Source organism: Variovorax ginsengisoli (assembly GCF_030486595.1).
GTDB classification, from domain to species: Bacteria; Pseudomonadota; Gammaproteobacteria; order Burkholderiales; family Burkholderiaceae_C; genus Variovorax; species Variovorax ginsengisoli_B.
Map to the genome: position 1 here is coordinate 163,619 of NZ_JAUJZH010000014.1, position 26,033 is coordinate 189,651.

At 68.3% G+C, this 26,033-nt stretch carries 25 protein-coding genes, 1 pseudogene and 1 riboswitch; of the genes and pseudogenes, 14 read left to right on the forward strand and 12 right to left on the reverse strand.

Annotated features, from left to right (window positions below):
* Nucleotides 1-10: 10 nt before the first annotated feature.
* Nucleotides 11-248: riboswitch (cobalamin riboswitch) on the reverse strand.
* 68 nt (nt 249-316) lie between these two features.
* The 4 genes from QZH52_RS19975 to QZH52_RS19990 all read left to right on the forward strand — a co-directional run bounded on the left by QZH52_RS19975 (nt 317) and on the right by QZH52_RS19990 (nt 2,137).
* A complete protein-coding gene (locus tag QZH52_RS19975; protein WP_286531650.1) occupies nt 317-535 on the forward strand; it encodes a DUF904 domain-containing protein in 219 nt (72 codons plus the stop codon).
* Entirely contained in the window at nt 535-867 is a 333-nt protein-coding gene (locus QZH52_RS19980) for a cell division protein ZapA (protein ID WP_286531649.1), read from the forward strand. Before QZH52_RS19975 ends, QZH52_RS19980 begins: the two co-directional genes overlap by 1 nt.
* Nucleotides 868-1,226: 359 nt before the next feature.
* The gene (locus QZH52_RS19985; RefSeq protein WP_286531648.1) at nt 1,227-1,670 is read left to right on the forward strand and encodes a universal stress protein; all 444 of its coding nucleotides are present in this window, start codon (nt 1,227-1,229) and stop codon (nt 1,668-1,670) included.
* Nucleotides 1,671-1,711: 41 nt separating this feature from the next.
* On the forward strand, nt 1,712-2,137 hold the full coding sequence (locus tag QZH52_RS19990; RefSeq protein WP_286531646.1) for a universal stress protein: 426 nt from the start codon (nt 1,712-1,714) through the stop codon (nt 2,135-2,137).
* 5 nt (nt 2,138-2,142) lie between these two features.
* On the opposite strand, the gene QZH52_RS19995 is transcribed toward QZH52_RS19990, so the two are convergent.
* The 6 genes from QZH52_RS19995 to lgt form a co-directional block, all read right to left on the reverse strand.
* Complete coding sequence (locus QZH52_RS19995; RefSeq protein ID WP_301812324.1) at nt 2,143-3,681, reverse strand: malonate--CoA ligase; 1,539 nt, start codon at nt 3,679-3,681, stop codon at nt 2,143-2,145.
* 7 nt (nt 3,682-3,688) lie between these two features.
* A complete protein-coding gene (locus tag QZH52_RS20000) occupies nt 3,689-4,465 on the reverse strand; it encodes an enoyl-CoA hydratase/isomerase family protein (protein ID WP_301812325.1) in 777 nt (258 codons plus the stop codon).
* Complete coding sequence (locus QZH52_RS20005; RefSeq protein ID WP_301812327.1) at nt 4,462-5,451, reverse strand: Bug family tripartite tricarboxylate transporter substrate binding protein; 990 nt, start codon at nt 5,449-5,451, stop codon at nt 4,462-4,464. Before QZH52_RS20005 ends, QZH52_RS20000 begins: the two co-directional genes overlap by 4 nt.
* A gap of 78 nt (nt 5,452-5,529) precedes the next feature.
* Nucleotides 5,530-6,987, reverse strand: a complete 1,458-nt coding sequence (locus QZH52_RS20010; protein WP_301812328.1) for a malonyl-CoA decarboxylase — start codon at nt 6,985-6,987, stop codon at nt 5,530-5,532.
* On the reverse strand, nt 6,984-7,652 hold the full coding sequence (locus QZH52_RS20015; protein WP_286504229.1) for a GntR family transcriptional regulator: 669 nt from the start codon (nt 7,650-7,652) through the stop codon (nt 6,984-6,986). The genes QZH52_RS20010 and QZH52_RS20015 overlap by 4 nt, the downstream gene beginning before the upstream one ends.
* Before the next feature lie 96 nt (nt 7,653-7,748).
* Complete coding sequence (gene lgt, locus QZH52_RS20020) at nt 7,749-8,576, reverse strand: prolipoprotein diacylglyceryl transferase (RefSeq protein ID WP_301812330.1); 828 nt, start codon at nt 8,574-8,576, stop codon at nt 7,749-7,751.
* Nucleotides 8,577-8,713: 137 nt separating this feature from the next.
* Here lgt and bfr point away from each other — a divergent pair, with 137 nt between their 5' ends.
* The gene (gene bfr, locus QZH52_RS20025; protein WP_301812333.1) at nt 8,714-9,184 is read left to right on the forward strand and encodes a bacterioferritin; all 471 of its coding nucleotides are present in this window, start codon (nt 8,714-8,716) and stop codon (nt 9,182-9,184) included.
* 6 nt (nt 9,185-9,190) lie between these two features.
* On the opposite strand, the gene QZH52_RS20030 is transcribed toward bfr, so the two are convergent.
* The gene (locus tag QZH52_RS20030; RefSeq protein WP_301812335.1) at nt 9,191-10,129 is read right to left on the reverse strand and encodes a LysR family transcriptional regulator; all 939 of its coding nucleotides are present in this window, start codon (nt 10,127-10,129) and stop codon (nt 9,191-9,193) included.
* Between the two features lie 97 nt (nt 10,130-10,226).
* Here QZH52_RS20030 and ilvD point away from each other — a divergent pair, with 97 nt between their 5' ends.
* On the forward strand, nt 10,227-11,921 hold the full coding sequence (gene ilvD / locus QZH52_RS20035) for a dihydroxy-acid dehydratase (RefSeq protein WP_301812337.1): 1,695 nt from the start codon (nt 10,227-10,229) through the stop codon (nt 11,919-11,921).
* Nucleotides 11,922-12,050: 129 nt separating this feature from the next.
* Here the strand turns inward: ilvD and QZH52_RS20040 are convergent, their stop codons facing one another.
* On the reverse strand, nt 12,051-12,305 hold the full coding sequence (locus tag QZH52_RS20040) for a TIGR04438 family Trp-rich protein (protein ID WP_286522445.1): 255 nt from the start codon (nt 12,303-12,305) through the stop codon (nt 12,051-12,053).
* Nucleotides 12,306-12,407: 102 nt separating this feature from the next.
* On the opposite strand from QZH52_RS20040, the gene QZH52_RS20045 reads away from it, so the two are divergent.
* Entirely contained in the window at nt 12,408-12,713 is a 306-nt protein-coding gene (locus QZH52_RS20045; protein ID WP_301812339.1) for a c-type cytochrome, read from the forward strand.
* Between the two features lie 18 nt (nt 12,714-12,731).
* Here the strand turns inward: QZH52_RS20045 and QZH52_RS20050 are convergent, their stop codons facing one another.
* Nucleotides 12,732-13,238, reverse strand: a complete 507-nt coding sequence (locus tag QZH52_RS20050) for a LapA family protein (protein ID WP_286531636.1) — start codon at nt 13,236-13,238, stop codon at nt 12,732-12,734.
* 56 nt (nt 13,239-13,294) lie between these two features.
* A complete protein-coding gene (acs, locus tag QZH52_RS20055; protein WP_301812342.1) occupies nt 13,295-15,292 on the reverse strand; it encodes an acetate--CoA ligase in 1,998 nt (665 codons plus the stop codon).
* A 165-nt stretch (nt 15,293-15,457) separates the two neighbouring features.
* Between acs and QZH52_RS20060 the strand changes: the two genes are divergently transcribed.
* Nucleotides 15,458-16,072: a YqhA family protein gene (locus QZH52_RS20060; RefSeq protein ID WP_286531634.1), complete on the forward strand. Its 615-nt coding sequence runs from the start codon at nt 15,458-15,460 to the stop codon at nt 16,070-16,072.
* A 15-nt stretch (nt 16,073-16,087) separates the two neighbouring features.
* Here QZH52_RS20060 and fumC read toward each other — a convergent pair whose 3' ends face one another.
* Complete coding sequence (gene fumC, locus QZH52_RS20065; RefSeq protein ID WP_301812344.1) at nt 16,088-17,485, reverse strand: class II fumarate hydratase; 1,398 nt, start codon at nt 17,483-17,485, stop codon at nt 16,088-16,090.
* A 454-nt stretch (nt 17,486-17,939) separates the two neighbouring features.
* Here fumC and proV point away from each other — a divergent pair, with 454 nt between their 5' ends.
* The 6 genes and pseudogenes from proV (at nt 17,940) to QZH52_RS20095 (ending at nt 24,546) form a co-directional block, all read left to right on the forward strand.
* Nucleotides 17,940-19,187, forward strand: coding sequence for a glycine betaine/L-proline ABC transporter ATP-binding protein ProV (proV, locus tag QZH52_RS20070; RefSeq protein ID WP_301812345.1), 1,248 nt, complete (start codon nt 17,940-17,942; stop codon nt 19,185-19,187).
* A 19-nt stretch (nt 19,188-19,206) separates the two neighbouring features.
* Nucleotides 19,207-20,331, forward strand: a pseudogene (proW, locus tag QZH52_RS20075) (glycine betaine/L-proline ABC transporter permease ProW); the annotation flags it as partial.
* Nucleotides 20,332-20,385: 54 nt separating this feature from the next.
* Nucleotides 20,386-21,348: a glycine betaine/L-proline ABC transporter substrate-binding protein ProX gene (gene proX, locus QZH52_RS20080; protein WP_301812360.1), complete on the forward strand. Its 963-nt coding sequence runs from the start codon at nt 20,386-20,388 to the stop codon at nt 21,346-21,348.
* Nucleotides 21,349-21,416: 68 nt separating this feature from the next.
* On the forward strand, nt 21,417-22,967 hold the full coding sequence (locus QZH52_RS20085) for a fumarate hydratase (protein ID WP_286522458.1): 1,551 nt from the start codon (nt 21,417-21,419) through the stop codon (nt 22,965-22,967).
* Nucleotides 22,964-23,776, forward strand: a complete 813-nt coding sequence (murI, locus tag QZH52_RS20090; RefSeq protein ID WP_301812347.1) for a glutamate racemase — start codon at nt 22,964-22,966, stop codon at nt 23,774-23,776. Before QZH52_RS20085 ends, murI begins: the two co-directional genes overlap by 4 nt.
* Nucleotides 23,776-24,546, forward strand: a complete 771-nt coding sequence (locus QZH52_RS20095; protein ID WP_301812348.1) for a PA3715 family protein — start codon at nt 23,776-23,778, stop codon at nt 24,544-24,546. Before murI ends, QZH52_RS20095 begins: the two co-directional genes overlap by 1 nt.
* Nucleotides 24,547-24,549: 3 nt before the next feature.
* Here QZH52_RS20095 and QZH52_RS20100 read toward each other — a convergent pair whose 3' ends face one another.
* Entirely contained in the window at nt 24,550-25,848 is a 1,299-nt protein-coding gene (locus QZH52_RS20100; protein ID WP_301812351.1) for an MFS transporter, read from the reverse strand.
* Between the last annotated feature and the right edge of the window lie 185 nt (nt 25,849-26,033).

A 26,033-nucleotide genomic window follows, 5' to 3' on the forward strand; every position in this document is an offset into this window, starting at 1 on the left:
TTCTCTCCATGCGGCAGCCGCCTCGTTGGCCGGTATCCGGGCTGGCAGCGCTGCCCTCGCCGCCTTCCCAGGCGCCTGTTTCAGAGCGCCCAGTGGCTGATTGACGAGGGTGGCATCCGAAGATGCCGTCTGCTTGACCGTTGCGGGGGCAGCGCAGGTTGGCTCGGCCCGATGGGCTCCGCCTCCTGCTTCCCGTTGAACTGCGCCGCGTGAACCGCGGCGCGAGCACCAACGCGTGGAATTGTAGGGTTTCTTGGCATCCGCCTTGCGTGCGACGATGCAAACACGCCGGCGCCGGTAACTACAATCGTCCTCCATGCCTGCACCGAGCCGTATTGACCAGATCGCCGAGCGCGTCGAACGCCTGCTCGTGCGCCATGAGGAAGTACAGCGCACCAATGCGCTGCTCCAGGACCAGGTCGACGCGCTCACGCGCGAACGCGACACCCTCAAATCGCGGCTCGCCGCGGCGCGCACGCGGCTCGATGCCCTGCTCGACCACCTGCCCGCCGATCCCGGCCAAGACGCTCCCTGATGAAACAAATCGAAGTCCAGATCATGGGCCAGAGCTACCTGCTCGGCTGCCCCGAAGGCGGCGAGCCGCAACTGCGCGAAGCGGTCGAGCGAGTCGACGCCGCCATGTGCAAGATCCGCGACGCCGGCAAGGTCAAGGCGCGCGACCGGATCGCGGTGCTGGCCTCGCTGAACCTCGCTTTCGACCTCGTGCAGCGCGAGGCCGCGCCCGCGCCAGCGCCGCCCCCCGCGCCGGCCGCTGCGGCCGCCGGCAGTGCCGAAGACGACGCACGCGCCGCGCAATTGGTCCAGCGCCTCGACCAGGCCCTCGCCGGCGACGGACATTTACTCTGAAGCGTGGGCGCGCAGGCGACAGCGGGCGTAAAATACGCTTCGTCTGCGGTGCGAAGCTGGGCTCTATATTTCCTTGTACCAATGCTCTCCGGAGCAGGGCTTGGAACATCGCTTGGCGGGTGTGATCATCTCGCGTCAGATGAACCCGAAGCCTTGCTGACCTCGCCCACCTGAACCCTGGTTCAGGATGCGGGTTCGGCTCACACTCGCAGACACCTTTCATCGAAAGCCACGGCCCCGCAACAGGCGCCGTGGCTTTTTTTTTGCACCGGCGCTTTCCCCCGTCGGCATGACGTGAATCAAGTCCGTCCCGGCGACCCTTGTATTAAGCTCTTGGCGGTCCAACCACAGGAGCATTCATGTTCAAGCGAATCCTGGTCGCCACCGACGGCTCCCCACTCGCCAAGAAGGCCGTGGCAAGCGCCATCGCGCTGGCCTCGCAGAACGGCGCCGAGCTGGTCGCCGTGACCGTGGTGCCACGCTACCCGACCAACTACTTCGACGGCGCCGCCGTGTTCACGCCCGAGGACATCGGCCGCATCGAGAAGCAATGGTCCGAGGCGGCTCAAGCGTCGCTCGACGAGATCGCCAAGCAGGCCGAGGCCAGCGGCGTCAAGGTCAAGACCTCGACGGTCAGCGCCGACCTTGTCGGCGACGCCATCATCGCCGCCGCGAAGAAGCACGACAGCGACACGATCGTCATGGCCTCGCATGGCCGCAAGGGCATCAAGCGACTGCTGCTGGGCAGCGAGACCCAGCATGTGCTCACCCATTCCGACCTGCCGGTGCTGGTCCTGCGCTGAGTCCGGCCCGTCATCCCATCCAGAACAACGAGAGGCCTTGCATGAAGATCCTGATCGCCGTCGACGGCAGCGCGCACACCCAGAAAGCCATCGACTACCTGGCGAAGAACCGCGCCATGTTCATCGACGGCAATGAACTCGTCGTGGTGCACGTGTGCATCGGCGTGCCCGGCCATGTGACCCGCCACCTCAGCAAGGAGATCGTGCGCGACTACTACGCCGAAGAGACCGCCAAGGTGCTCGATCCGCTCAAGGCCACGTTGGCCCGCGCCGGCATCACCAGCTACAAGGTCGACCAGCGCCACGGCCATGCCGCCGAGGAAATCCTCAAGGCCGCCGCCGACTGCGGCGCCGAACTGATCGTGATGGGCACGCACGGCCACGGCCTGTTCGGCCGGGCGCTGATGGGCTCGGTCGCGACCAAGGTGGTGGCCGAGACCGACATCTCGGTGCTGCTGGTCCAGTAAGGCCCTCAGGCCTTGAACAAGGCCTTGTGCTGCTCCCGCAGCAGGGCCTTCTGCACCTTGCCCATCGCGTTGCGCGGCAGTTCGTCGACCACGAAGCAGCGCTTGGGGATCTTGAAGTTGGCGAGTTTTTGCTTGAGCTCGGCAATGATCGCCTCGCCGTCGATCGCGGCACCGGCCCGTGCCGTCACGATGGCCACGCCGACCTCGCCGAAGTCGGCATGCGGCACGCCGACGATCGCGCTCTCGGCGACGCCGGCCAGCTCGTTGATGAAGCCTTCGATCTCGGCCGGATAGACGTTGTAGCCGCCGCTGATGATCAGGTCCTTGCTGCGTCCGACGATCGTGACGTAGCCCAGTTCATCGAACTTGCCGACGTCGCCGGTCTTGAAGTAGCCGTCGGCGGTGAACTCTTCCCTGGTCTTCTCGGGCATGCGCCAGTAGCCCGCGAACACGTTGGGCCCGTCGACCTCGATATGGCCGATCTCGCCGGTCGGACACGGCGCGCCGGCATCGTCGCGCACCCGCAGCTGCACGCCGGGGAGCGGAAAGCCGACCGTGCCGCCGCGCCGCTCGCCCTGCACCGGGCTGTAGGGGTTGGAGGTCAGCATCGCGGTCTCGCTCATGCCGTAGCGCTCGAGGATGGTGTGGCCGGTGCGTTCGCGCCAGGCGTCGAAGGTGTCGATCAGGAGCGGCGCCGAGCCGGAGATGAAGACCCGCATGCGGCTACAGGCCTTCTTCGTCAGCCCGCGCTCGGCCAGCATCCGGACGTACAGCGTGGGCACGCCCATGAAGACCGTCGCCTCGGGCAGCCGGGCCACCACGCGCGCGGCGTCGAAGCGGTTGAACCAGATCATCCGGCTGCCGCTGATCAGTGCGCCATGGATCGCGACGAAGAGCCCGTGCACATGGAAGATCGGCAGCGCGTGGATCAGCACGTCGTCGCCGCGCCAGCCCCAGTAGTCCTTCAGCACCTCGGCGTTCGACGACAGGTTGCGATGCGTGAGCATCGCGCCCTTGCTGCGGCCGGTGGTGCCGCTGGTGTAGAGGATGGCGGCGAGATCGTCTTCCTGCTTCGGGGCGATCGCGTGGCGGTCGCTGCATTGCGCCGCCACTTCGAGCAATGTGCCGCTGCGGTCGTCGTCGAGCGTGAAGACATGGCGGGTGCCCGCCGCGGTGGCGATCGGCCCCACCCAGGACGCGTTGGCGCTGCTGCAGACCACGACGGCCGGCTCGGCATTGCCGATGAAATACTCGATCTCGGCGCCCCGGTAGGCGGTGTTGAGCGGCAGGAAGACATAGCCGGCGCGCAGGGTCGCCAGGTACAGCATCATCGCTTCGACCGACTTCTCGACCTGGACCGCGATGCGGGCGCCGGGCTCGAGGTCCAGCGCTTCCAGCAGGTTGGCGATCATGGCGCTGGCGCGGTCCAGGTCGCGCCACGAATAGCACAGGCCGTCGTCGGTCTCGATCGCGATCGCGTCGAGGTCGGAAGGAAACGCCGCGCGCAGCACGGCGAACAGATTGGCGTTGGAAATGTCGGTCATGTCGATCTCAAAAGACGGGAGGCCGCTTGGCGAGGAAGGCGGCGATGCCTTCGCGATGCTCGGCGGTGTCGGCGTAATCGTAGGCGGTCGCCAGCAGCGGCGCGACACCCGCCTGGGCGCCGGCTTGCCGCAGGGCGGCGAAGGTGGCCTTGTTGAGGCGCGCCGCCGCGGGCGCCAGCGCGGCAATGCGATTCGCGTGGGCCAGCACCTCGGCCCGGAGCTCGGCATCGGGCAGCACGCGCAGCAGGAAGCCGGCGTCGCGCAGGCGCTCGGCGCCGTGCACGCTGGCCGCCAGCAGCATGTCGCGCGCCAGCACGTCGCCGATCGCGCCCTGCACCAGCGCCGCCTCGCGCGGCGCCATCGGAAAACCGAGCTTGGCGATCGGGGCGCCAAACTTCGCCGATTCGCCGGCCAGCCGGATGTCGCAGCAGCTCGCGATCTCGAGCCCGGCGCCCATGCAGGCGCCCTCGATGCACGCAACCAGCGGCAGTTCGCAGGCCAGCATGGCGGCCAGCGCCGCCCAGACCTCGTCCTCGTGGAAGGCGCGCAGCTGCTCGACCTCGAAGCGGAACGAGGGGTATTCGGAGATGTCGCCGCCGGCGCAGAAGGCGCCGCCCTCCCCACCGACGACCACGCAGCGAAGCGCTGGCTGGTGCGCAAGACGCTCGAACACCTCGCGCAGCTCGCGCCACATGGCACGCGTCATGGCATTCAGGCGGCCGCTGTTCGCCAGGGTCACGAAGGCCAGCGGGCCCTCCGTGCGCAGCCCTACCGAAGACGTCATTCCAGCTTCGCCCCCGAAGCCTTGACCACCGCCGCCCAGCGCTTGATCTCCGCATTCACGAAAGCGGCGTAGGCGGCGTTGGTGACGTTCGGGATCTCCGAACCGTTGCTGGCCCAGATCGTCTTCAGTTCGTCGCTGGCGAGCGCCTTCTTCATGTCGTCGACGATCCGGGCCTGCACCTCCGCCGGCGTGCCCTTGGGTGCCCAGAGTCCGTACCAGGTCGTCACGGTGTAGTCGGGCAAGCCCACCTCGGCGGCGCAGGGCACGTCGGGGAAGGCCGGATTGCGCTTGCTGCCGGCCACCATCAGCGCCTTGATCCGGCCGGCCTTGATGTGCTGGGCCGACGAGCCGAGGCCGTCGAACATCACGTCGACGTTGCCGGCGATCAGGTCCTGCAGCGCCGGTCCGGCGCCTCGATAGGGAATGTGCGTGATGAAAGTGCCGGTCTGCAGCTTGAACAGCTCGCCCGCCAGGTGGTGCGAGGTGCCGGCGCCGGCCGAGGCGTAGTTGAGCTTGCCCGGGTTCTGCTTGGCATTGGCGACGAAGGCCTTGAGCGTGGTCTCGGTGACCCGCTTCGGATTCACCACCACCACCTGCGGCACGTTGGCCAGCAGCAGCAGCGGCACGAAATCCTTTTCGAGGTCGTAGTCGAGCTTGGGGTAGATCGACGGCGCGATCGCGTGATGCACCGCGCCCATGAAGAGCGTGTAGCCGTCCGGCGCCGCCTTGGCCGCGATGCTGGCCCCCACCGTGCCGCCGGCGCCGCCGCGGTTGTCGATCACCAGCGTCTGGCCGGTGAGCTTGGTGAACTGCGCCGACAGCGGCCGCGCGAAGGCGTCGGTGCCGCCGCCGGCCGGGAACGGCACGATCATCGTCACCGGCCGGGTCGGCCAGGGCGACTGGGCGCGTACGCCGGCCGCCGCCATCGCGGCGCTCGCCGCCGCCGCCAGGCGCAGCACGTCCCGCCGTTGAAAGCCTGAGGTCATCGGTTGTCTCCTGTTGTGGTTTGGCTGTCTTGCGCCGGGGCCCGAGGCGCGTCGGGTTGGAAGGACCCCAATGCTCTCTCAACCCTTGAGGAACAAGTCGTCGATGCCGCCCGAGACAGCCACCTTGCCCTGGGCGAGCCAGGCGCGGTGCTTGTCGAGCCGCTTGAGATCGTAGAGGTAATTGACCATCAGGCCGTAGGACTGCCTGAGGCCTTTGGGCGACGGGTCGCCGCCCCAATTGAGCCGCTCCACCCGCGCCCCGTTGCCGAGATGGAAGCGCGCCACCGGATCGACCGGCTTGCCGTCGGCCGTGGCCCGTCCGAGGTATTCGGCCGCCGCCTGCAGCAGCAGCTGCCGCACCGGTGAGCGGGCATCGAGCGCCAGCGCCTCGTCGGCCGCGGCGAGGAAACGCTCGCCGGTCGGCGGCAGCGAGCCCACGGCACGCCCCAGTTCGGCGGCCCGCTTCTCGTCCAGCCGCGCGACGATCTCGTCGGCCTTCTTCGGCAGCCAGCCGCGAAAGCCGGGGATCGGCGACAAGGTCGCGAAGACCTTCAGCCGCGGCAGTTCGTCCTGCAGCGTCTCGACCACGCGCTTGATCAGCGAATCGCCGAAACTCACGCCCTTGAGCCCGGCTTGCGTGTTGCTGATCGAATAGAAGATCGCGGTCGTCGCCTTGTCCGGCCTGACCACCGCGGCCGCCTCGTCGAGCAGCGGCACGATGCCCTCGCTGATGTGATCGACCAGCGCCACCTCGACGAAGATCAGCGGCGTGTTGGGCAGCCGCGGATGGAAGAAGCCGTAGCAGCGGCGATCGCTGTCGAGCCGGTTCTTGACGTCGGCCCAGCTCTTGATGTCGTGCACCGCCTCGTACTGGATGAGCTTTTCGATCAGCGAGGCCGGCGAGTCCCAGCTGATGCGCCGCAGGTCGAGGAAAGCCATGTCGAACCAGGTCGAGAACAGGTGCTCGAGCTCGGCCTCGAGCGGCAGCAGCCGGCGGTCGCCCTTCAGGTGCGGCAGCAGCTCGGCGCGCAGGTCGACCAGGAAGCGCATGCCGTCGGGATCGATCGCGAAGCGCTGCAGCAGCCGCGCGCGCGGCGACGCCAGGGCGCGCCGAAGTCCGATCTCGGCCTGGCCTTCGTCCGGCGTGCCGACCGCGGCCTCGTGCCGGTCGCGCGCCGTGCTGAGCTTCTGCACATCAGGCGCGAAGCGCTCGCTCATCAGCAGCCAGATGTCGCGCCGCTCGTCGAGCTCGCGGGCGCCATACCACTGCACCACGGCATGGGCGCGGCGACCGGCCTCGACCTCGCTGATCTGCGGGTCGACCACCGACTGCAGTTCGACCAGCGCGTTGCGCAGGGCCCGCGGCGCCAGCGCCTCGCCGGGACGGCGCAAGGTCGCCTCGAGCCGCTCGCCGAGCGGGCGCGGCCCCACGGCCCGCTTCCCCCTGGTCGAATCGGTGGCCGCCTTGGTGCCATCGGGCGCATGGCCCGGGCGCAGCAGGGAAACCCCGCGTGTGATCCAGTCGCCGGCATTCATGAGATGAGCTTCGCTTTCTGTTGCAGCGCGACCGCCCGCAGGGCCTCGCGCTGGCGGTTCAGGTGGGTCCGCATCGCGGCCTCGGCGCCGTCGCTGTCGCGGGCCTTGAGGGCGGCGAACACCGCGAGATGTTCGGACAGGCTCTGCTCGAGCCGTCCCGGCGCATGCAGCTGCTGCTGCCGCGCCAGCTTGAGGATCTTGCGCAGGTCGCCGATCACCTGCGCCAGCCAGCGGTTGTCGGCCAGCATGATGATCGCCTCGTGGATCGCGAAATTGGTCGCGTAGTAATCGTTGATGCGGCGTGCCCGCGCGTGCTTCGCGAGCCGGTCGTGGAGCGCTTCGAGCGCGGCGAGATCGTCGTCGCTGGCATGGCGCGCGGCCTCCCAGGCACAGCGGCCTTCGAGCAGCGCGATCACCGGGAAGATCTCGTCGAGGTCGCGCTGCGTGACCTCGGCGACGAAGCAGCCCCGGCGCGGCTCGTGCCGCAGCAGCCCTTCGGCGGTCAGCACCTTGAGCGCCTCGCGCAAGGGCGTGCGCGAGATCTGCAGGCGCTCGCACACCGACGCCTCGTCGATGAAAGCGCCCGGCACCAGCACGCCGCCGAAGATCTCTTCGCGCAAGGTGGCGGCGACTTCGTCGTGCAGGGAGTTCTGGACCAGGCGCATGGGCGGCTCTCGTAATTACGCGTAATTATGAGAATGCAGCCGCCAACGCGCAACGCCCCGGGGCCTCGGGAGATACCCGGCCCCGGCGGCCGCCGCTCAGCCCCTGAGGGCTCCGGCCACCGGCGCCGGACGGGCGCTGGCATAGAGCCAGAGGCCGAAGGCGATCATCGGCACGCAAAGCCACTGCCCCATGCTCATGTTGAGCGCCAGCAGGCCGAGGAAGTCGTCGGGCTCGCGGAAGTATTCGGCGATGAAGCGCATCAGGCCGTAGCCGATCAGGAACACCGCCGACACCCGCCGCTCGCCGCGGTCCTTGCGGGCGTAGAGCCACAGCAGCACGAACAGCAGCAGGCCCTCGAGCAGGAACTGGTAGACCTGCGAGGGGTGGCGCGGCAGCATCGAGCCGCTCTGCGGAAACACCATGCCCCAAGGCAATTCGGGGTTGCTGAAGCGGCCCCAGAGCTCGCCGTTGATGAAGTTGCCCACCCGCCCCGCGGCCAGGCCCGTGGGCACGCAGGGCGCCACGAAGTCCATCACCTGCCAGAACGGCCGGGCGCGCGAGCGCGAGAACCAGACCATCGAGGCGATCACGCCGAGCAGCCCGCCGTGGAAGCTCATGCCGCCCTGCCAGACGAAGAAGATCTCGAGCGGATGGGTGAGGTAGTAGCCCGGCTTGTAGAACAGGCAGTAGCCGAGCCGGCCACCGACGATCACGCCCATCACGCCGAGGAACAGGATGTCCTCGACATCCTTGCGGGTCCAGGCGCCGGGGCCGGTGATCGAGCGGAAGGGCTCGTGCCCGAGCCGGCGCGTGCCGAGGAAAAAGAACAGCGCGAAGGCCGCCAGGTAGGTCAGGCCATACCAGTGGATGGCGACCGGTCCGAGCTGCAGGGCGATGGGGTTGATCTGCGGGTACATGAGCATGGGACAGATTGTGCCGTCCCGATGCGAACGCTTCTGAGACACAGGCCCATGCAGACCGCGCAAACGGGGACATCTTCCCCGGCGACCCGGTTCGACACGATACTCGGGTCTTCACCTAGAACAACAAGGCGAGCCCCATGCAGGGAAACCCACAGGTCATCGACTACTTCAAGCAACTGGTGCGCGGCGAACTCGCCGCCCGCGACCAGTACTTCATCCATTCCCGCATCTACGAGGACCAGGGCTTCGTCAAGCTCTACACCCGCCTCGACCACGAGATGCAGGAGGAAACCCAGCACGCCGACGCGCTGATCCGCCGCATCCTGCTGCTCGGCGGCCTGCCGGACATGCGTCCGAAGGAATTCACGCCCGGCCAGACCGTGCCCGAGATGCTGCAGAAAGACCTGGACACCGAATACGAGGTGCGCGAGGCGCTCAAGCAGGGCATGGCGCTGTGCGAAAGCGTCGGCGACTATGTCAGCCGCGACCTGCTGCTCGCCCAGCTGAAAGACACCGAGGAAGACCACGCCTACTGGCTCGAGAAGCAACTCGGCCTGATCGACAAGGTCGGACTCGAGAACTACCTCCAGACCCAGTCGCAAGCCTGAGGGCGCTCAGCCGCCCTCCTCCATTCGCTCGCGCACGAAGCCGACGAATCGGTCCAGCGCCGGGTGCGCGTCGCCTTCCAGCCACACCAGGCTGGTCTCGCACAGGGGAACCGCCGGCTGTTTCCTGCCGCGCGCACCGGTCCTGTCGGGCGTGCGGTAGACCACCCCGGTGCGGCGGAACTGCATCACGCTCTCGGGAACCCAGGCGAGGCCGAGGCCGGCCGACACCAGGTTGACGATGGTCTGCATCTGGATCGCTTCCTGCGCCACCACGGGCAGCCGCCCGGCCGCGTGGTAGAGCCCGAAGACCGCGTCATGCAGCGAAGGCGCGATGCGGCGCGGAAAGATCACCAGCGGCTCGCCCAGCACCGCTGCCCACGGCAACTGCGGCGCCGCGGCCAGCGGATGGTGCTCGGGCAGCGCCAGCACCAGCGGCTCGACAGCTACCCGCAGGTGGCTGAGCCCCGGCGGCGCGAAGCCCGGAGAGTGCAGCATCAGGCCGGCATCGATGTCGCCCCGCTGCAGATCCCGCAGCTGCACGTCGCCGGTGGCCTCGACCAGTTCGAGCACCACCTGCGGACTGTGCTCGCGAAAGGCTCGCACCCAGCCCGGCAGCTGGTCGAAGCCGATGGTCGAGACGAAGGCCAGCCGGACCCGCCCGACCTCTCCGGCCGCCGCCGCGCGGGCCCGCGACGGCAGGGCCTGGGCGCGCGCCAGCAGCTCGCGCACCTCCGGCAGCAGCGCCTCGCCGGCCGGCGTCAGCGCCACCCGGCGCCGGGTGCGGTCGAACAGCAGCACCCCGAGCGTGCGCTCGAGCTGGGCGATGGCCTGGGTGACCGGCGGCTGGGTCATGTGCAGCCGCAGCGCGGCCCGGCCGAAGTGCAGTTCCTCGGCAACGGCCACGAACTGGCGCCAGGCGCGCAAATCGATCGGTGCTTCTTTCATATGCGAAGCATATCAATAGCACCGACAAATAGGATTGGAACCAATCAATCAATCGTCCGATACTTGGCGTCCCCCGATCACGAACGCGAGAACCACGATGGACACGAAACCGATCCAGATCAACCGCCGCAGCGCCAACATCGTCGAAGGCAAGAGCCGGGCGCCGAATCGCTCGATGTTCTACGCCATGGGCTACCAGGAAGGCGACTTCAAGAAGCCGATGGTCGGCGTCGCCAACGGCCACAGCACCATCACGCCCTGCAACTCGGGCCTGCAGAGGCTGGCCGATGCGGCCATCGAGGGCATCGAGGAAGCCGGCGGCAACGCGCAGGTGTTCGGCACCCCGACCATCTCCGACGGCATGGCGATGGGCACCGAAGGCATGAAGTACTCGCTGGTCAGCCGCGAAGTGATTTCCGACTGCATCGAGACCTGTGTCGGCGGCCAGTGGATGGACGGCGTGCTGGTGGTCGGCGGCTGCGACAAGAACATGCCCGGCGGCCTGATGGGCATGCTGCGCGCCAACGTGCCGGCGATCTACGTCTACGGCGGCACCATCCTGCCGGGCCGGTACAAGGGCCAGGACCTCAACATCGTGAGCGTGTTCGAGGCGGTCGGCCAGAACGCCGCCGGCAACCTCAGCGACGAGGACCTGCGCGAGATCGAGATGCGCGCGATCCCCGGCACCGGCTCCTGCGGCGGCATGTACACGGCCAACACCATGAGTTCGGCCTTCGAGGCGCTGGGCATCTCGCTGCCCTATTCGTCGACCATGGCCAATCCGCACGATGAAAAGGCCAACTCGGCCAAGGAGTCGGCCAAGGTCCTGATCGAGGCGATCAAGAAGGACATCAAGCCGCGCGACATCGTCACCAAGAAGGCGATCGAGAACGCAGTGGCCGTCATCATGGCCACCGGCGGCTCGACCAACGCGGTGCTGCACTTCCTGGCGATCGCCCACGCGGCCGGCGTCGACTGGTCGATCGACGACTTCGAACGCATGCGCAAGAAAGTGCCGGTGCTCTGCGACCTGAAGCCCAGCGGCAAGTACCTGGCGGTCGACCTGCACAAGGCCGGCGGCATCCCGCAGGTCATGAAGGTGCTGCTGAACGCCGGCCTGCTGCACGGCGACTGCCTGACGATCAGCGGCCAGACCATCGCCGAAGTGCTGAAGGACGTGCCCGACCAGCCGCGCGCCGACCAGGATGTGATCCGCCCGATCGGCAACCCGATGTACGCCGAGGGCCACCTCGCGATCCTGAAGGGCAACCTGTCGCCCGAAGGCGCGGTGGCCAAGATCACCGGGCTCAAGAACCCGGTCATCACCGGCCCGGCGCGGGTCTTCGACGACGAGCAGTCGGCCCTGCAGGCGATCCTCGACGGCAAGATCAAGGCCGGCGACGTCATGGTGCTGCGCTACCTGGGTCCCAAGGGCGGTCCGGGCATGCCCGAGATGCTGGCGCCCACGGGCGCTCTGATCGGCGCCGGCCTGGGCGAAAGCGTCGGCCTCATCACCGACGGCCGCTTCTCGGGCGGCACCTGGGGCATGGTGGTCGGTCACGTGGCGCCCGAAGCGGCGGCCGGCGGCACCATCGCCTTCGTCAACGAAGGCGACTCGATCACCATCGACGCCCATGAACTGAAGCTCGAACTCAATGTGCCGGAAGCCGAGATCGCCAAGCGGCGCGAAGGCTGGAAGGCACCGGCGCCGCGCTACACGCGGGGCGTGCAGGCGAAGTTCGCCTTCAATGCCTCGAGCGCGAGCTCAGGCGCGGTGCTCGACAAGTACTAAGCTCGCCCCCAGGTTGCCCGGCACTGCGTGTCCGGGCGCCCACCCCCTACCGGGGGCAACACCAGCGGCCCGGCAAAGCCGGTTCCGCGGTGTTTCTGGTGAAGAGCGCGCTAGAGGCGCCTGGGCTGCTCAGCGCCGCTTGCGATTCGAGCGGCTGGTGAGCATGCCGAGATTGCTGCGCTGGCGGTCGATGCGGTCCTGGCGCCGCTGGTTCTCTTTTTCGACCACCTTGCGCTTGGTGTAGCCCGAGGCATCGGCCCAGGCCCACCACGCGATCGCGAGCGCGAACGGAATCAGCACGACCCACCAGCTCCAGGTGGCGACGAAGCCGATCTCGAAAAACTTGAGCGCCACACCCAGCAGGCCCAGCATCAGGAACCACATCGCGAACTTCTCCGTTGAGTCAGGGACACGCCGGCCAAGACGGTCCACCGCCCTGCCTACAATCGCGTTGATACGACTTTAACGCACCCACGCATGTCACTCATGAAAAAAGCGCTCTGGCTCGCCGTGGCCACCCTGGCCTGCGCCGCGCCCGCCTTCGCCGACCTGGCGCTGGCGACGTCGAAGAACTGCATGAGCTGCCACGCGGTCGATCGCAAGGTGCTGGGCCCCTCGTTCAAGGACGTGGCCGCGAAGTACAAGGACGACAAAGGCGCCGTCGACATGCTGGCGACCAAGATCATCAAGGGCGGCGCGGGCGTCTGGGGCCCCGTGCCGATGCCCGCCAACAACCAGGTCAGCGAGGCGGACGCCAAGAAGCTCGCGGCCTGGGTGCTGTCGACCAAGTAGGCACGGCAGCACGCCGGCTCAGACCGCCGGCGGCATGGCGGACGGTGTCGCCACCGGGCGCCGTTCGAGGCGATCTTCCAGCTGTCCGATGTGAGCCGCGATCGAGTTCTCGGATTGCTCGGCGCGCTGCCTGGCAGCGGCCTCCACCTGTTCGATGCGCGCCAGCAAGGCTGCGTGCCGCTCGGCATTGCGCGCCATGTGGACGTTTTCCTGGGTTTCGAGAAAGCTGCGCAGCTCGGTGAAGCGCGAGGCCTCGGCCTTGTCGGCGAGGTCCCGCTGGGCTTGCATTTCCTTGGTGTGCCGGCGCGTCTCCATCAGGATCGAGCTTTGCAGGTAGACCACGTAGGCGACGAAGAAGATGCCGAGCAGTGCCGTCAGGCCCAGCATGATCAGCCCGAGCGGCGCCGTGACCTGCATGAAGCCGATCGAGATCAAGGTGGGTGTTGCGATCGTGCCCCAGTTCAACGCGGCCAGCGCTGCGATCAGCAGCACGACGATCAGCAAGACGGCGGTTCTCAATCCCATTTTTGTTTTTCCCTGAAGTTGAACCGCTGGCGGCGACGCGCCGCCAGCGCCCTCGCTCAGTACGCCTGGCCCAGCTGTTCGAGGATGGCCGGGTTCTCCAGAGTCGAGGTGTCCTGGGTGATGGCCTCGCCCTTGGCGAGGCTGCGAAGCAGGCGCCGCATGATCTTACCGCTGCGCGTCTTCGGAAGATTCTCTCCGAAGCGGATGTCTTTCGGTTTTGCGATCGGACCGATCTCCTTCGCCACCCAGTTGCGCAGTTCGGTCGCGATCTTGCGCGCTTCCTCTTCGCTCGCCGGTCGGCCGCGCTTGAGCACCACGAAGGCGCAGACCGCTTCGCCCGTCACGTCGTCGGGCCGCCCCACCACGGCCGCCTCGGCCACCAGGTCGGTCTTGGCCACCAGCGCCGATTCGATCTCCATCGTGCCGAGCCGGTGGCCCGAGACGTTGAGCACGTCGTCGATGCGTCCCGTGATGCGGAAGTAGCCGCGGTCGGCGCTGCGCACCGCGCCGTCGCCGGCGAGGTAGATCGTGCCGCCCATCTCCTCGGGGAAATAGCTCTTCTTGAAACGCTCGGGGTCGTTCCAGATGGTGCGGATCATCGACGGCCAGGGGCGCTTGATGACCAGCATGCCGCCGGCCCCGTTGGGGATGTCCTTGCCGGTCTCGTCGACGATCGCGGCCATGATGCCCGGCAGCGGCAGCGTGCACGACCCCGGCACCAGCGGCGTGGCGCCCGGCAGCGGCGTGATGACGTGGCCGCCGGTCTCGGTCTGCCAGAAGGTGTCGACGATCGGGCACTTCTCGGCGCCGATGTTCCGGTGGTACCACATCCAGGCTTCCGGATTGATCGGCTCGCCCACGGTGCCGAGGATGCGCAAGGTCGACAGGTCCCAGTTCTTCGGGTGCACCTTCTCGTCGCTGTCGGCCGCCTTGATCAGCGATCGGATCGCGGTCGGCGCGGTGTAGAAGATCGTGACCTTGTGCTTCTCGATCATCTGCCAGAAGCGCCCGGCGTGCGGGAAGGTCGGGATCCCTTCGAACACCACCTGCGTCGCACCGGCGGCCAGTGGGCCGTAGGCGACGTAGGTGTGGCCGGTGATCCAGCCGATGTCTGCGGTGCACCAGAAGACGTCCTCGGGACGGACGTCGAAGGTCCAGTCCATCGTGAGCTTGGCCCACAGCAGGTAGCCGCCGGTGGCATGCTGCACGCCCTTGGGTTTGCCGGTCGAGCCCGAGGTGTAGAGGATGAACAGCGGATGCTCGGCGCCGACCGGCACCGGCGGGCATTCGCTGGCCTGGCCTTTCAGCGCATCGGCGAAGGTCTTGTCGCGCCCGGCCACCATCGCGCAGGCGGTCGCGGTGCGCTGGTAGACCAGCACGCTATTGATCGACTCGCAGCCGCCGAGCGCGATGCCGTCGTCGACGATCGCCTTCAGCGGCAGTTCCTTGCCCCCGCGCAGCTGATAGTTGGCGGTGATGACGGCGACCGCGCCGGCGTCGATGATGCGTTCCTGCAGCGCCTTGGCCGAGAAGCCGCCGAAGACCACGCTGTGGGTGGCGCCGATGCGGGCGCAGGCCTGCATCGCGATCACGCCTTCGATGGTCATCGGCATGTAGATGATGACCCGGTCGCCCTTGCGGATGCCCTCGGCCTTGAGCGCGTTGGCGAACTGCGAGACACGTGCCAGCAGTTCCTTGTAAGTGACCTTGGTGACCGCGCCGTCATCGGCCTCGAAGATGATCGCGGTCTTGTTCTCGACCGGGGTGCCGATGTGCTTGTCGAGGCAGTTGGCGGAGGCGTTGAGCTCGCCGTCCTCGAACCACTTGTAGAACGGCGCGTTCGACTCGTCGAGCGTGCGCGTGAAGGGCTTGGTCCAGGTCACGTTGGCTTTCGCCTGGCGGGCCCAGAAGCCGTCGAAGTCGTCCGCGGCCTCTTTGCAGAGCGCGTCGTAGGCGGCCATGCTGGCGATGCGCGCCCCCTTGCTGGCCCGCTCGTCGGGCGGAAAGACACGGTTTTCGACCAGGACGGATTCGATCGTCGATGCGCTGCTCATTCTTGTCTCCTGTACCAAACGTGATGACGGGTCGTAATGTCGGATTCCGCACTTACGGACGACTGACGGGCCATGTTAACTACACGGGGCATTGCGCAGTTCGGTCACAGGCCGCCCCTAGAATCGCCGTTTTACAGCTGTTCGCAAGTTCGCCGAAACCTTTCGATGTCAAACGACGATCCTCTCCTTCCCCGGACCGGCAAGGTCTCGCCGCTGCGGCCGCTCCCCAACCTGATCTTCGCCAGCCGTTGGCTGCAGCTGCCGCTGTACCTGGGCCTGATCGTGGCGCAGGCCGTCTACGTGCTGCATTTCCTGGTCGAGCTGACCCACCTGGTCGAGGCCGCGTTCGGCAGCAAGGATGCGCTGGAGGCGCTGGTCACCAGCATCGGCTACAAGACCACCGCCCCGGTGACTTCGCTCAACGAGACCGTGATCATGCTGGTGGTGCTGGCGCTGATCGACGTCGTCATGATCTCCAACCTGCTGATCATGGTGATCGTCGGCGGCTACGAGACCTTCGTGAGCCGCATGAACCTCGAAGGCCATCGCGACCAGCCCGAATGGCTGAGCCACGTCAACGCCTCGGTGCTGAAGGTCAAGCTGGCGACCGCGATCATCGGCATCAGCTCGATCCACCTGCTCAAGACCTTCATCAACGCCGACAACTACACCGACCGGGTGCTGATCGCGCAGACCGCGATCCACATCACCTTCCTGCTGTCGGCGATGGCGATCGCGGCGACCGACCGGCTGATGGCCCGCGCGCCCGCCGACCATTGACGCGGCCGGGGCCGTTCAGCGCCCCGTCATGTTCTCGGGCACTACCCACTGGTCGAACTGCTCGGCCGTCAGGTGCCCCGAGGCGATCGCCGCCTCGCGCAGGCTGCTGCCTTCCTTGTGCGCCTTCTTGGCGATGAAGGCCGCCTTGTCGTAGCCGATGTGGGTGTTGAGCGCCGTCACCAGCATCAGCGAACGCTGCACCAGTTCGGTGATGCGCTCGCGGTTGGGCTCGATGCCGACCGCGCAGTGGTCGTTGAAGCTCACCATGCCGTCGGCCAGCAGCCGCACGCTCTGCAGGAAGTTGTGCGCCACCATCGGGCGGAACACGTTGAGCTCGAAGTTGCCCGAGGCGCCGCCGATGTTGATCGCGACGTCGTTGCCGAACACCTGCGCCGCCAGCATCGTGACGGCCTCGCTCTGGGTCGGATTGACCTTGCCCGGCATGATCGAGGAGCCCGGCTCGTTCTCGGGAATGCTGAGCTCGCCGATGCCGCTGCGCGGCCCGCTGGCCAGCCAGCGCACGTCGTTGGCGATCTTCATCATGCTGGCCGCCAGGGTCTTGAGCGCACCGTGCGCATGGACCAGCGCATCGACCGAGGCCATGGCCTCGAACTTGTTCGGCGCCGTGACGAACGGCAGGCCGGTGAGCTTCGCGAGTTCGGCCGCCACCTGCTCCGCATAGCCCTTGGGGGCGTTGAGGCCGGTGCCGACCGCGGTGCCGCCGAGCGCCAGTTCGCACAGGTGCGGCAGCGACGCCCGCACATGGGCCTCGCCGTGGGCCAGTTGGGCCGCATAGCCCGAGAACTCCTGGCCCAAGGTCAGCGGCGTCGCGTCCTGCAGATGGGTGCGGCCGATCTTGACGATGTCGGCGAAGTCCTTCGACTTCTGCTCCAGCGTGCCGCGCAGCTTGGCGATCGCCGGCAGCAGCCGGTGCGTGATCGCCTCGACCGCCGCCACGTGCATCGCGGTCGGGAAGACGTCGTTGGACGACTGGCTGCGGTTGACGTCGTCGTTCGGGTGCACCCGCCGCCCTTCCCCGCGCTCGCCGCCGAGCAACTCGCTCGCCCGGTTGGCCAGCACCTCGTTGACGTTCATGTTGGTCTGGGTGCCGGAGCCGGTCTGCCAGACCACCAGCGGGAATTCGTCCGCGTGCCGGTCGGCGATCACCTCGTCGGCGGCGGCCGCGATGGCCTGCGTCTTGGCCTCGTCCTGGAGGCCCAGCGCATGGTTCACGACGGCAGAGGCGCGCTTGACCTGCGCCAGGGCACGAATGATTTCCCGCGGCTGCCGTTCGCCGGAAATGTCGAAGTTCTGCAGCGAGCGCTGCGTCTGCGCGCCCCACAGCTTGTCGGCCGGGACTTCGATCGGGCCGAAAGTGTCGCGTTCGACACGGGTCTTGGGAGATGTCGTCATGGAGGGCTCCGGAGTTCGGATGGGAGGGTACGCCCGGCAGACCGGGATCTGCACCGAGTATCGTCGCAAACAAGAATGGGTCGCATTTGTCCGTGTCCGCCTTGACAGACGTCATGCCGAAAAGTTATAATTCAGCCCCTCAGACGATCAACAAGTCATGTTGATCGCCCTGTACGATTCCGAATCCCGTCGCGGTGCAGGTTCTCGCCGCCGGGCCCCCCGCCCGGCAAATCGGCCGGACCGTTCCGGCCCCACTGCCACGTCTCGCTCATCCAGTCAGCGCCCCTCGACCAGGCCCTCTGCCCTGCGAATGAAGCCTCCGGCGGGCACTGGTTTCGTCGCCAAGTCGTCTTCAGTGCCTGTCGGCAGCCCTCGGGGCTCGCCGGACTGCCGCATGCGCGTCCGCGCGACCCGATCGGCCGACGGCGTGGCCCGCACAAAAGGAGCCCGGCCCATGGCCAAAGGAATTCTGATCGACCACGTCTTCAAGGTCTTCGGCGACGCGCCGGAGCAGGCCCTGGACCTGGTCCGGCAAGGCTTTTCGAAGAAAGAGATCCTGGCCCGCACCGGCCAGTCGATCGGCGTGTTCGACGCCACCTTCGAGATCCAGGCCGGCGAAATCTTCGTCATCATGGGCCTCTCGGGCTCCGGCAAGTCGACCCTGGTGCGCCTGCTCAACCGGCTGATCGAGCCGACCGCCGGGCGCATCGTGATCGACGGCGCCGACATCAACCAGCATTCGGATGCCAGGCTGCGGGCGCTGCGCCGCAAGGACATCAGCATGGTGTTCCAGTCCTTCGCGCTGATGCCGCACATGACGGTGCGCGAGAACACCGCCTTCGGGCTGGATCTGGCCGGCGCCGGCAGGAAGCAGCGGCTCGAGCAGGCCGACCAGGCGCTGGCCCAGGTGGGCCTGGCCGGCTGGGGCGACAGCTACCCCGACGAGCTCTCCGGCGGCATGCAGCAGCGCGTCGGACTGGCGCGCGCGCTGGCCGCCGATCCGTCGATCCTGCTGATGGACGAGGCCTTCTCGGCGCTCGACCCGATCATCCGCACCGAGATGCAGTCGGAACTGCTTCGGCTGCAGCAGCAACAGCGCCGCACCATCGTCTTCATCTCGCACGACCTCGACGAGGCGATGCGCATCGGCGACCGCATCGCGATCATGAAGGACGGCCAGGTGATCCAGGTCGGCACGCCCGACGAGATCCTGCGCAGTCCGGCCGACGACTACGTGCGCAGCTTCGTGCGCGGCGTCGATGCCGCGGCGGTCTTCAAGGCCGCGGACATCGCCCGCCAGTCACTGACCGTGGTCTGCGAGCACAGCGACCGGGGCGCCCGCGCCGCGCTGAAGATGCTCGAAGACCAGGACCGCGAATTCGCCTACGTCGTGAGCCCGGCCCGGCGCTACCTGGGCACGGTGTCGGCCGACACGCTGCGCGCGGCGCTCGACGGCCATTCGGGTCCGCTCGGGCTGCAGCGCGCGTTCCTGGACGGGCTGGCGCCGATCGCCGCGGACGCGCCGGTGGCCGATTTGTTCGGCCAGGTGGCGCAGGCGCCCTGCGCCGTTCCGGTGGTGGCCGGCGACGGCCGCTTCTGCGGCGCGATCAGCAAGACCACGCTGCTGAAGTTCCTCGACCGCGACACGCCGCCGATCGAGGCCGCGGCCTCCCGGCCGCCCGAAACCACTGAAGCGCACTGACTTTCCGAAGGAACTCCCGATGAACGACACCGCACTGCCTTCCGAACTGGCCACCTTGAACGATCCCGTGACGGCGCTGCCCCCGCCCCCGGTGAACGACCCCTGGGCGGCCCTGTCCGCCACGCCCGACACGGCGTCGGCCAGCGCCTGGCTGGACGCCCCGGTCGACACCGCCGGCCAACTGGCCGGATCGGCCGACCCCGCGGCGACCGGCTTCCAGCTGCACCGCCTCTTTGACGGCTCCCTGCCCGTCGAGTCCTGGATCAACCAGGGGCTCGGCTGGGTGGTCGAGAACTTCCGCCCCTTCTTCCAGACCGTGCGGCTGCCGATCGATGGCACGCTGACACGGGTCGAGGGCCTGCTCAACGGCCTGCCCCCACTGGCCATGATCGCGCTGATCGGCCTGCTGGCCTGGCAGTTCGCCGGCCGCAAGCTGGCCACCGGGACCACGGTGTCGCTGCTGCTCGTGGCGCTGCTGGGCATCTGGTCCGAAGCCATGGTCACGCTGTCGCTGGTGCTGACATCGCTGGTCTTCTGCCTGGCGGTCGGCCTGCCGCTGGGCGTGCTGCTGGCCAGCAGCGACCGGGCCCAACGCCTGATGCGGCCGGTGCTCGATGCGATGCAGACCACGCCGGCCTTCGTCTACCTGGTGCCGGTGGTGATGCTGTTCGGCATCGGCAACGTGCCGGGCGTGATCGTGACCATCATCTTCGCGCTGGCGCCGCTGGTGCGCCTCACCAACCTGGGCCTGCGCCAGGTGCGGCCCGATCTGGTCGAGGCCGCCCGCGCCTACGGCGCGTCGCCCTGGCAGATGCTGGTGAAGGTCAAGCTGCCGCTGGCGATGCCCTCGATCATGGCGGGCATCAACCAGGCGCTGATGCTGTCGCTGTCGATGGTGGTGATCGCCTCGATGATCGCCGTCGGCGGCCTCGGCCAGATGGTGCTGCGCGGCATCGGCCGGCTCGACATGGGCCTGGCGACCGTGGGCGGCCTGGGCATCGTGCTGCTGGCGATCTCGCTCGACCGCCTGACGCAGGCCATGGGCCGCTCGCGCCGCAGCGCCGGGCGCCGCTGGTGGCACACCGGACCGGCCGGCCTCGCGCTGCGCCTGCTGCATCGCCTGGTGCGCCCGTCGCACAGCGGGCGCGAGCCCGCCGCCGCGCACGGCGTGTTGGCCACGGCCGTGCTCGGGCTCGGAATGGGCCTGGGCCTGGGTCTTTCCGTCCAGGCCGACGCGGCCGAGTTGCCGGGCAAGGGCGTCACCGTGCAGCCGCTCAAGAGCTCGCTCGCCGAAGAGGCGTTCCAGACGCTGCTGGTGTCGCGGGCGCTAGAGCGGCTCGGCTACGACGTGCAGCCGATGAAGGACCTCGAGCCGGCCACCGAGCACCTGGCGATCGCCAACGGCGATGCCACCTTCATGGCCAGCCACTGGAGCCTGCTGCATGCCGACTTCTACAAGAACAGCGGCGGCGACGCCAAGCTGTGGCGCCGCGGGGTCTACGCCGACGGCGCGGTCCAGGGCTACCTGATCGACAAGAAGACGGCCGAACAGTACGACATCACCAACATCGCGCAGTTGAAGGAGCCAGCGATCGCGAAGCTGTTCGACACCGACGGCGACGGCAAGGCCGACCTCACCGGCTGCAACCCGGGCTGGGGCTGCGAAGGGGCGATCGAGAACCACCTCACGGCCTACCGGCTGCGCGACAGCGTGACCCACAAGCAGGGCAGCTATGCCGCGCTGATGGCCGACACCATCGCCCGCTACAAGCAGCGCCGGCCCGTCCTCTACTACGCCTGGACCCCTTATTGGGTCAGCGCCGTGCTGCGGCCGGGCACCGACGTGGTCTGGCTGCAAGTGCCGTTCTCGTCGTCGCCCGCCGGTGATGCCGATACCGCGCTGGCCAACGGCAGGAACTACGGCTTCCAGGCCAACCAGGAGCAGATCGTTGCGAACCGGGCCTTCGTCGAGAAGAATCCGGCCGCCGGCAAGCTGTTCGAGGTCATGCAGCTGCCGATCGCCGACATCAACGCGCAGAACCTTCGCATGAGCCAAGGCGCCGGCTCGCAGCGCGACATCGAGCGCCACGTGGACGGGTGGATCCGGGTCCACCGGGCGCTGTTCGACGGCTGGATCGCGCAGGCGCTCGCCGCGAGCTAGGACCGGCGCGGGTTTTTTCGGGCTGAGATAATCGGGGGGCGTCCCCCACTCAAAGAATCTCCCCCACCATGACCACCATTCAGCAAGCCGACCTGATCGAGTCGGTTTCCGCCGCGCTGCAATACATCAGCTACTACCACCCGGCCGACTACATCGCCCACCTGGCCCGCGCCTACGAGCGCGAGCAGAGCCCGGCGGCCAAGGATGCGATGGCGCAGATCCTGACCAACAGCAAGATGAGCGCGACCGGCCACCGGCCGATCTGCCAGGACACCGGCATCGTCAACGTCTTCCTCAAGGTGGGCATGGACGTGCGCTGGGGCGGTTTCACGGGCAGCCTCGACGACGCCATCAACGAAGGCGTGCGCCGCGGCTACAACCACCCGGACAACACGCTGCGCGCCTCGGTCGTGGCCGACCCGCAGTTCGACCGCAAGAACACCAAGGACAACACGCCGGCCGTGATCTTCACCGAGATCGTCCCCGGCAACACGGTCGAGGTCACGGTCGCGGCCAAGGGCGGCGGCAGCGAAAACAAGAGCAAGCTCGCGATGCTCAACCCCGGTGACAGCATCGTCGACTGGGTGCTCAAGACCGTGCCCACGATGGGCGCCGGCTGGTGCCCGCCCGGCATGCTGGGCATCGGCATCGGCGGCACCGCCGAGAAGGCCGCGCTGATGGCCAAGCAAAGCCTGATGGACGACCTCGACATGCACGAGCTGCAGGCCAAGAAGGCCTCCGGCGCCGAGCTGACCAAGGTCGAGGCGCTGCGCATCGAGCTGTACGAGAAGGTCAACGCGCTGGGCATCGGCGCCCAGGGCCTGGGCGGCCTGGCCACCGTGCTCGACGTCAAGATCCAGATGTACCCGACGCACGCGGCCAGCAAGCCGGTGGCGATGATCCCGAATTGCGCCGCCACCCGCCACGCGCACTTCGTGCTCGACGGCTCAGGCCCGGTCTACCTCGAGGCACCCTCGCTCGACCTGTGGCCGAAGATCGACTGGGCGCCGGACTACAACAAGAGCAAGCGGGTCGACCTCGACAAGCTCACGCCGGCCGAGGTCGCGAGCTGGAAGCCCGGCGAGACCCTGCTGCTCAACGGCAAGATGCTGACCGGCCGCGACGCCGCCCACAAGCGCATCTCGGACATGCTCGCCAAGGGCGAGAAGCTGCCGGTGGACTTCACCAACCGCGTGATCTACTACGTCGGCCCGGTCGACCCGGTCGGCAACGAAGCCGTGGGCCCGGCCGGCCCGACCACCGCCACGCGCATGGACGGCTTCACCGAGATGATGCTGGCCCAGACCGGCCTGATCGCGATGATCGGCAAGGCCGAGCGCGGCCCGGTCGCGATCGAGGCCATCAAGAAGCACCAGAGCGCCTACCTGATGGCGGTCGGCGGCGCCGCCTACCTCGTGAGCAAGGCGATCAAGACCGCCCGTGTGGTCGGCTTCGCCGACCTCGGCATGGAAGCCATCTACGAGTTCGACGTGGTCGACATGCCGGTGACGGTGGCGGTCGACGCCGGCGGCACCAGCGCCCACATCACCGGCCCGGCCGAGTGGCAGAAGCGCATCGCCAGCGGCGAGTTCAAGACCATCACGCTGGAAGCGGCTTGAGCCTGGCGCACGTCGACGGTTCCTCGCGCGCCGATGATCCGATCGGCGTGTTCGACAGCGGCGTCGGGGGCCTGAGCGTCCTCAACGCGCTGCGCGAGGCGCTGCCGCACGAGCGCTTCGTCTACTTCGCCGACACCGGGCATGCCCCCTACGGCGAGCGCGGCGACGCCTTCGTCGCCGAACGCAGCGACACGGTCGCCCGCCAGCTCATCGAAGCGCATCGGATCAAGGCCCTGGTGGTGGCCTGCAACACCGCGACCGCGGCCGCCATCCACCGCCTGCGGGCCGGGCACCCGGCCCTGCCGATGGTCGGCGTCGAACCGGCATTGAAGCCTGCCGTGGCACTGAGCCGCACCGGGCGCATCGCGGTGCTGGCGACCCGGGTCACCGTCGAAAGCGGCAAGTTCCGGGCCCTGCATGACTCGCTGGCCGGACAGGCGACCTTCAGCATCGTGGCCTGCGACGGACTGGCCGGCGCGATCGAGCGCTCCGACGGCGCCCGCATCTCGGCGCTCTGCGCGCAGTACCTGTCGGCCGCCGGGCGCTTCGGCAACGGCGCCGACGAACTCGACACCCTGGTGCTGGGCTGCACCCACTACCCCTTCATCACCGACGAACTGCGCCGCCACACGGGCGATGCGGTGCGCTTCATCGACACCGGCGCCCCCGTGGCGCAGCAGACCCGGCGACTGCTCCAGCAGGCCGGCACCCTGCGCACCGAGGGCGGCGGCGAACTCCGGCTGCTCGGCAGCGGCGCCCCCGGGTCCCTGGACGCCGCGGCCGCCCGCTGGCTCACGGCGACTGCCTGATGCACCGCCTGCCCCGCGTCCTGTTCGCCGCCTGGCTGCTGGCCGGCTCCGGCATCGCCGCCCACGCCGCCTGCGACACCGGGCTGGCCGAGCGCATGCACGCCAAGCTGTACCCCAAGCGCGGGCTCGACCACGAGCGCGCCGTGTGCGAGCCCTGGCGCGGCGTGCCGGGCCGCTTCATCGTCGTGCTGCCGCTGCCGCGGCCGTCGACCGAGCCGGGCACGACGCAGTTCGATCTCGATGTGCTGGTGGTGCAGCAAGCCGACAACGGCAACACCGAGCGCGCGAAGATCGTGAGCCGGCTGTTCGACGAAGACGTGCTGATCGAGGACGCCGTGCGCATCAGCGAGATCCGGGTCGACGGCGCACGCTACGCGCTGGCGCCCGATGTTCGCGCCTTCGGCCTGCGCATCCTGCGCCAGGGCTCCTCGCGGGCCAATCCCTATTCGAACGAGAGCCTGGCGCTCTACGTGCCCCAGGGCCCGAAGCTCGCCAAGGTGCTCGACGGCCTCGAGCTCACGCTGGAACAAGGCGAGTGGGACACCAACTGCACCGGCAGCTTCGAGACCGTGCGCGGCAGCCTCTCCGTGGCCCGCAGCGGCACCGGCGGCTACGCAGACCTGGTCCTGCGCCAGGCCCGCTCCGAAAGCCGCTCGAGCCCGCTCGGCGACGAATGCGTAAGCCAGGAGCAGCGGCAGACCTTCAAATCGCGCCTGCTGCGCTACGACGGCACGCGCTACCGGCTGTCGAAGGGCACCGCGGCCGACTGAGGCTCAGGCGCGCAGCGCCGCCTCTCGTCCACGCCGCATGTCGATCGGCAGCAGCAGCAGCAGGCCGCCGACGAACAGCACCGCGGTCGAGAGGATCGCGATCCGCTGGTTGCCGCCGGTGGCCCAGGTGATCGCGCCGTAGCTCAATGGACCGACGATGCTCGCCAGCCGGGTGGCGAAGGTCCAGAGGCCGAAGAACTCGGCCAGTTGCCGCGGCGGCGCCAGGATGCCGGTCATGGCGCGCCCGGCCGACTGGCTGGAGCCCATCGCCAGCCCGGCGATCGTGGCGGCCCACCAGAAGCCGCCCTTGGTGCTGACGGAGGCCGCGATCAGGCACACCGCGATCCAGGCCACCAGCGTGCCCGCGAGCGAACGCCGGTGACCGATCCGGTCCTGCAGGTAGCCGAAGCCGAAGGCGCCGAGCGCGGCTGCGATGTTGAGCACGAAGATCAGCACCATCGTCTCGCTGGGCACGAAGCCGATCACCTGCTCGGCGTAGATCGCCGCCAGCGTGATCGCCACCGCGACGCCGCCCTGGTAGCAGACGGTGCAGCCCAGCAGCCACATGAAGTCGCGGTAGGCGCGGGCCTCGCGGAAGGTGTCGCGCAGTTGCTGCCAGGCGCCCTGCTCGGCGCCGCGCTGCTGCGGCAGGGCCCGCTCGGGTAGCAGCGCGAAGGTGACGCAGGCGGCTGCGCCATAGAGCGCGGCCGTGATCAGCATCGTGACCGGCACGAAATGCGACGCCGGCAGGCCCTGGGCCTGGGACCAGAGCACATAGGCCAGGCACAGGCCGAGGGCCAGCATGCCGCCGAGGTAGCCGAAGCCCCAGCCCCAGCCGCTCACCTTGCCCATGCCGTCGGCCGTGGCCAGTTCCGGCAGGAAGGCGCCGGTGAGCGACTCGCCGTAGGAATAGAAGGTGTTGGAGACGATGACCAGCGCCATCGCCAGCGCCACCGCGAAGGGACCGGCCAGGCGCGGCGTCAGCGCCAGTGCCGCGGTGCCGGCCACGCAGGCGACGGTCACGATGACCAGCACCCGCTTCTTGGCCGCGCGCAGGTCGGCCCAGGCGCCGATCGCCGGCATCGTGAGCATCACGATGGCGTAGGAGATGCTGAGCGCCGCGGTCCAGGCGAAGGCCCCCCAGGGCGCGCCCTTGGCGATGCCGCCGACGAAGTAGGCGGCGAACACGGCGGTGATGACCACCGTGGTGTAGCCCGAATTGGCGAAGTCATACATCGCCCATCCGAACACCTCGCGCTTGCGCACACCGGGCTGGAGGGCGGACTGGGGAAACAGGGCCAAGCGAAGACTCCGCGAAACGATGGTCGCAGAGCATAGCGGACCGGCGTGGCCGGCCCGTGACCCGAGGCGCTAGTGGGCTGATATGGCTTGATCCTGTCAAGAGGGCGAGCCGCTCTCTCCGGGGGCCGGATTTCAGAATCTTTCGCGAATGCCGGATAGGGAACGCGACGGAGCCGGGTGCGTGA

Coding starts and splice junctions, on each gene's coding strand:
- QZH52_RS19975 (WP_286531650.1), top strand. CDS start 317: ATGCCTGCACCGAGCCGTATTGACCAGATCGCCGAGCGCGTCGAACGC.
- QZH52_RS19980 (WP_286531649.1), top strand. CDS start 535: ATGAAACAAATCGAAGTCCAGATCATGGGCCAGAGCTACCTGCTCGGC.
- QZH52_RS19985 (WP_286531648.1), top strand. CDS start 1,227: ATGTTCAAGCGAATCCTGGTCGCCACCGACGGCTCCCCACTCGCCAAG.
- QZH52_RS19990 (WP_286531646.1), top strand. CDS start 1,712: ATGAAGATCCTGATCGCCGTCGACGGCAGCGCGCACACCCAGAAAGCC.
- QZH52_RS19995 (WP_301812324.1), bottom strand. CDS start 3,681: ATGACCGACATTTCCAACGCCAATCTGTTCGCCGTGCTGCGCGCGGCG.
- QZH52_RS20000 (WP_301812325.1), bottom strand. CDS start 4,465: ATGACGTCTTCGGTAGGGCTGCGCACGGAGGGCCCGCTGGCCTTCGTG.
- QZH52_RS20005 (WP_301812327.1), bottom strand. CDS start 5,451: ATGACCTCAGGCTTTCAACGGCGGGACGTGCTGCGCCTGGCGGCGGCG.
- QZH52_RS20010 (WP_301812328.1), bottom strand. CDS start 6,987: ATGAATGCCGGCGACTGGATCACACGCGGGGTTTCCCTGCTGCGCCCG.
- QZH52_RS20015 (WP_286504229.1), bottom strand. CDS start 7,652: ATGCGCCTGGTCCAGAACTCCCTGCACGACGAAGTCGCCGCCACCTTG.
- lgt (WP_301812330.1), bottom strand. CDS start 8,576: ATGCTCATGTACCCGCAGATCAACCCCATCGCCCTGCAGCTCGGACCG.
- bfr (WP_301812333.1), top strand. CDS start 8,714: ATGCAGGGAAACCCACAGGTCATCGACTACTTCAAGCAACTGGTGCGC.
- QZH52_RS20030 (WP_301812335.1), bottom strand. CDS start 10,129: ATGAAAGAAGCACCGATCGATTTGCGCGCCTGGCGCCAGTTCGTGGCC.
- ilvD (WP_301812337.1), top strand. CDS start 10,227: ATGGACACGAAACCGATCCAGATCAACCGCCGCAGCGCCAACATCGTC.
- QZH52_RS20040 (WP_286522445.1), bottom strand. CDS start 12,305: ATGTGGTTCCTGATGCTGGGCCTGCTGGGTGTGGCGCTCAAGTTTTTC.
- QZH52_RS20045 (WP_301812339.1), top strand. CDS start 12,408: ATGAAAAAAGCGCTCTGGCTCGCCGTGGCCACCCTGGCCTGCGCCGCG.
- QZH52_RS20050 (WP_286531636.1), bottom strand. CDS start 13,238: ATGGGATTGAGAACCGCCGTCTTGCTGATCGTCGTGCTGCTGATCGCA.
- acs (WP_301812342.1), bottom strand. CDS start 15,292: ATGAGCAGCGCATCGACGATCGAATCCGTCCTGGTCGAAAACCGTGTC.
- QZH52_RS20060 (WP_286531634.1), top strand. CDS start 15,458: ATGTCAAACGACGATCCTCTCCTTCCCCGGACCGGCAAGGTCTCGCCG.
- fumC (WP_301812344.1), bottom strand. CDS start 17,485: ATGACGACATCTCCCAAGACCCGTGTCGAACGCGACACTTTCGGCCCG.
- proV (WP_301812345.1), top strand. CDS start 17,940: ATGGCCAAAGGAATTCTGATCGACCACGTCTTCAAGGTCTTCGGCGAC.
- proX (WP_301812360.1), top strand. CDS start 20,386: ATGGGCCTGGGCCTGGGTCTTTCCGTCCAGGCCGACGCGGCCGAGTTG.
- QZH52_RS20085 (WP_286522458.1), top strand. CDS start 21,417: ATGACCACCATTCAGCAAGCCGACCTGATCGAGTCGGTTTCCGCCGCG.
- QZH52_RS20095 (WP_301812348.1), top strand. CDS start 23,776: ATGCACCGCCTGCCCCGCGTCCTGTTCGCCGCCTGGCTGCTGGCCGGC.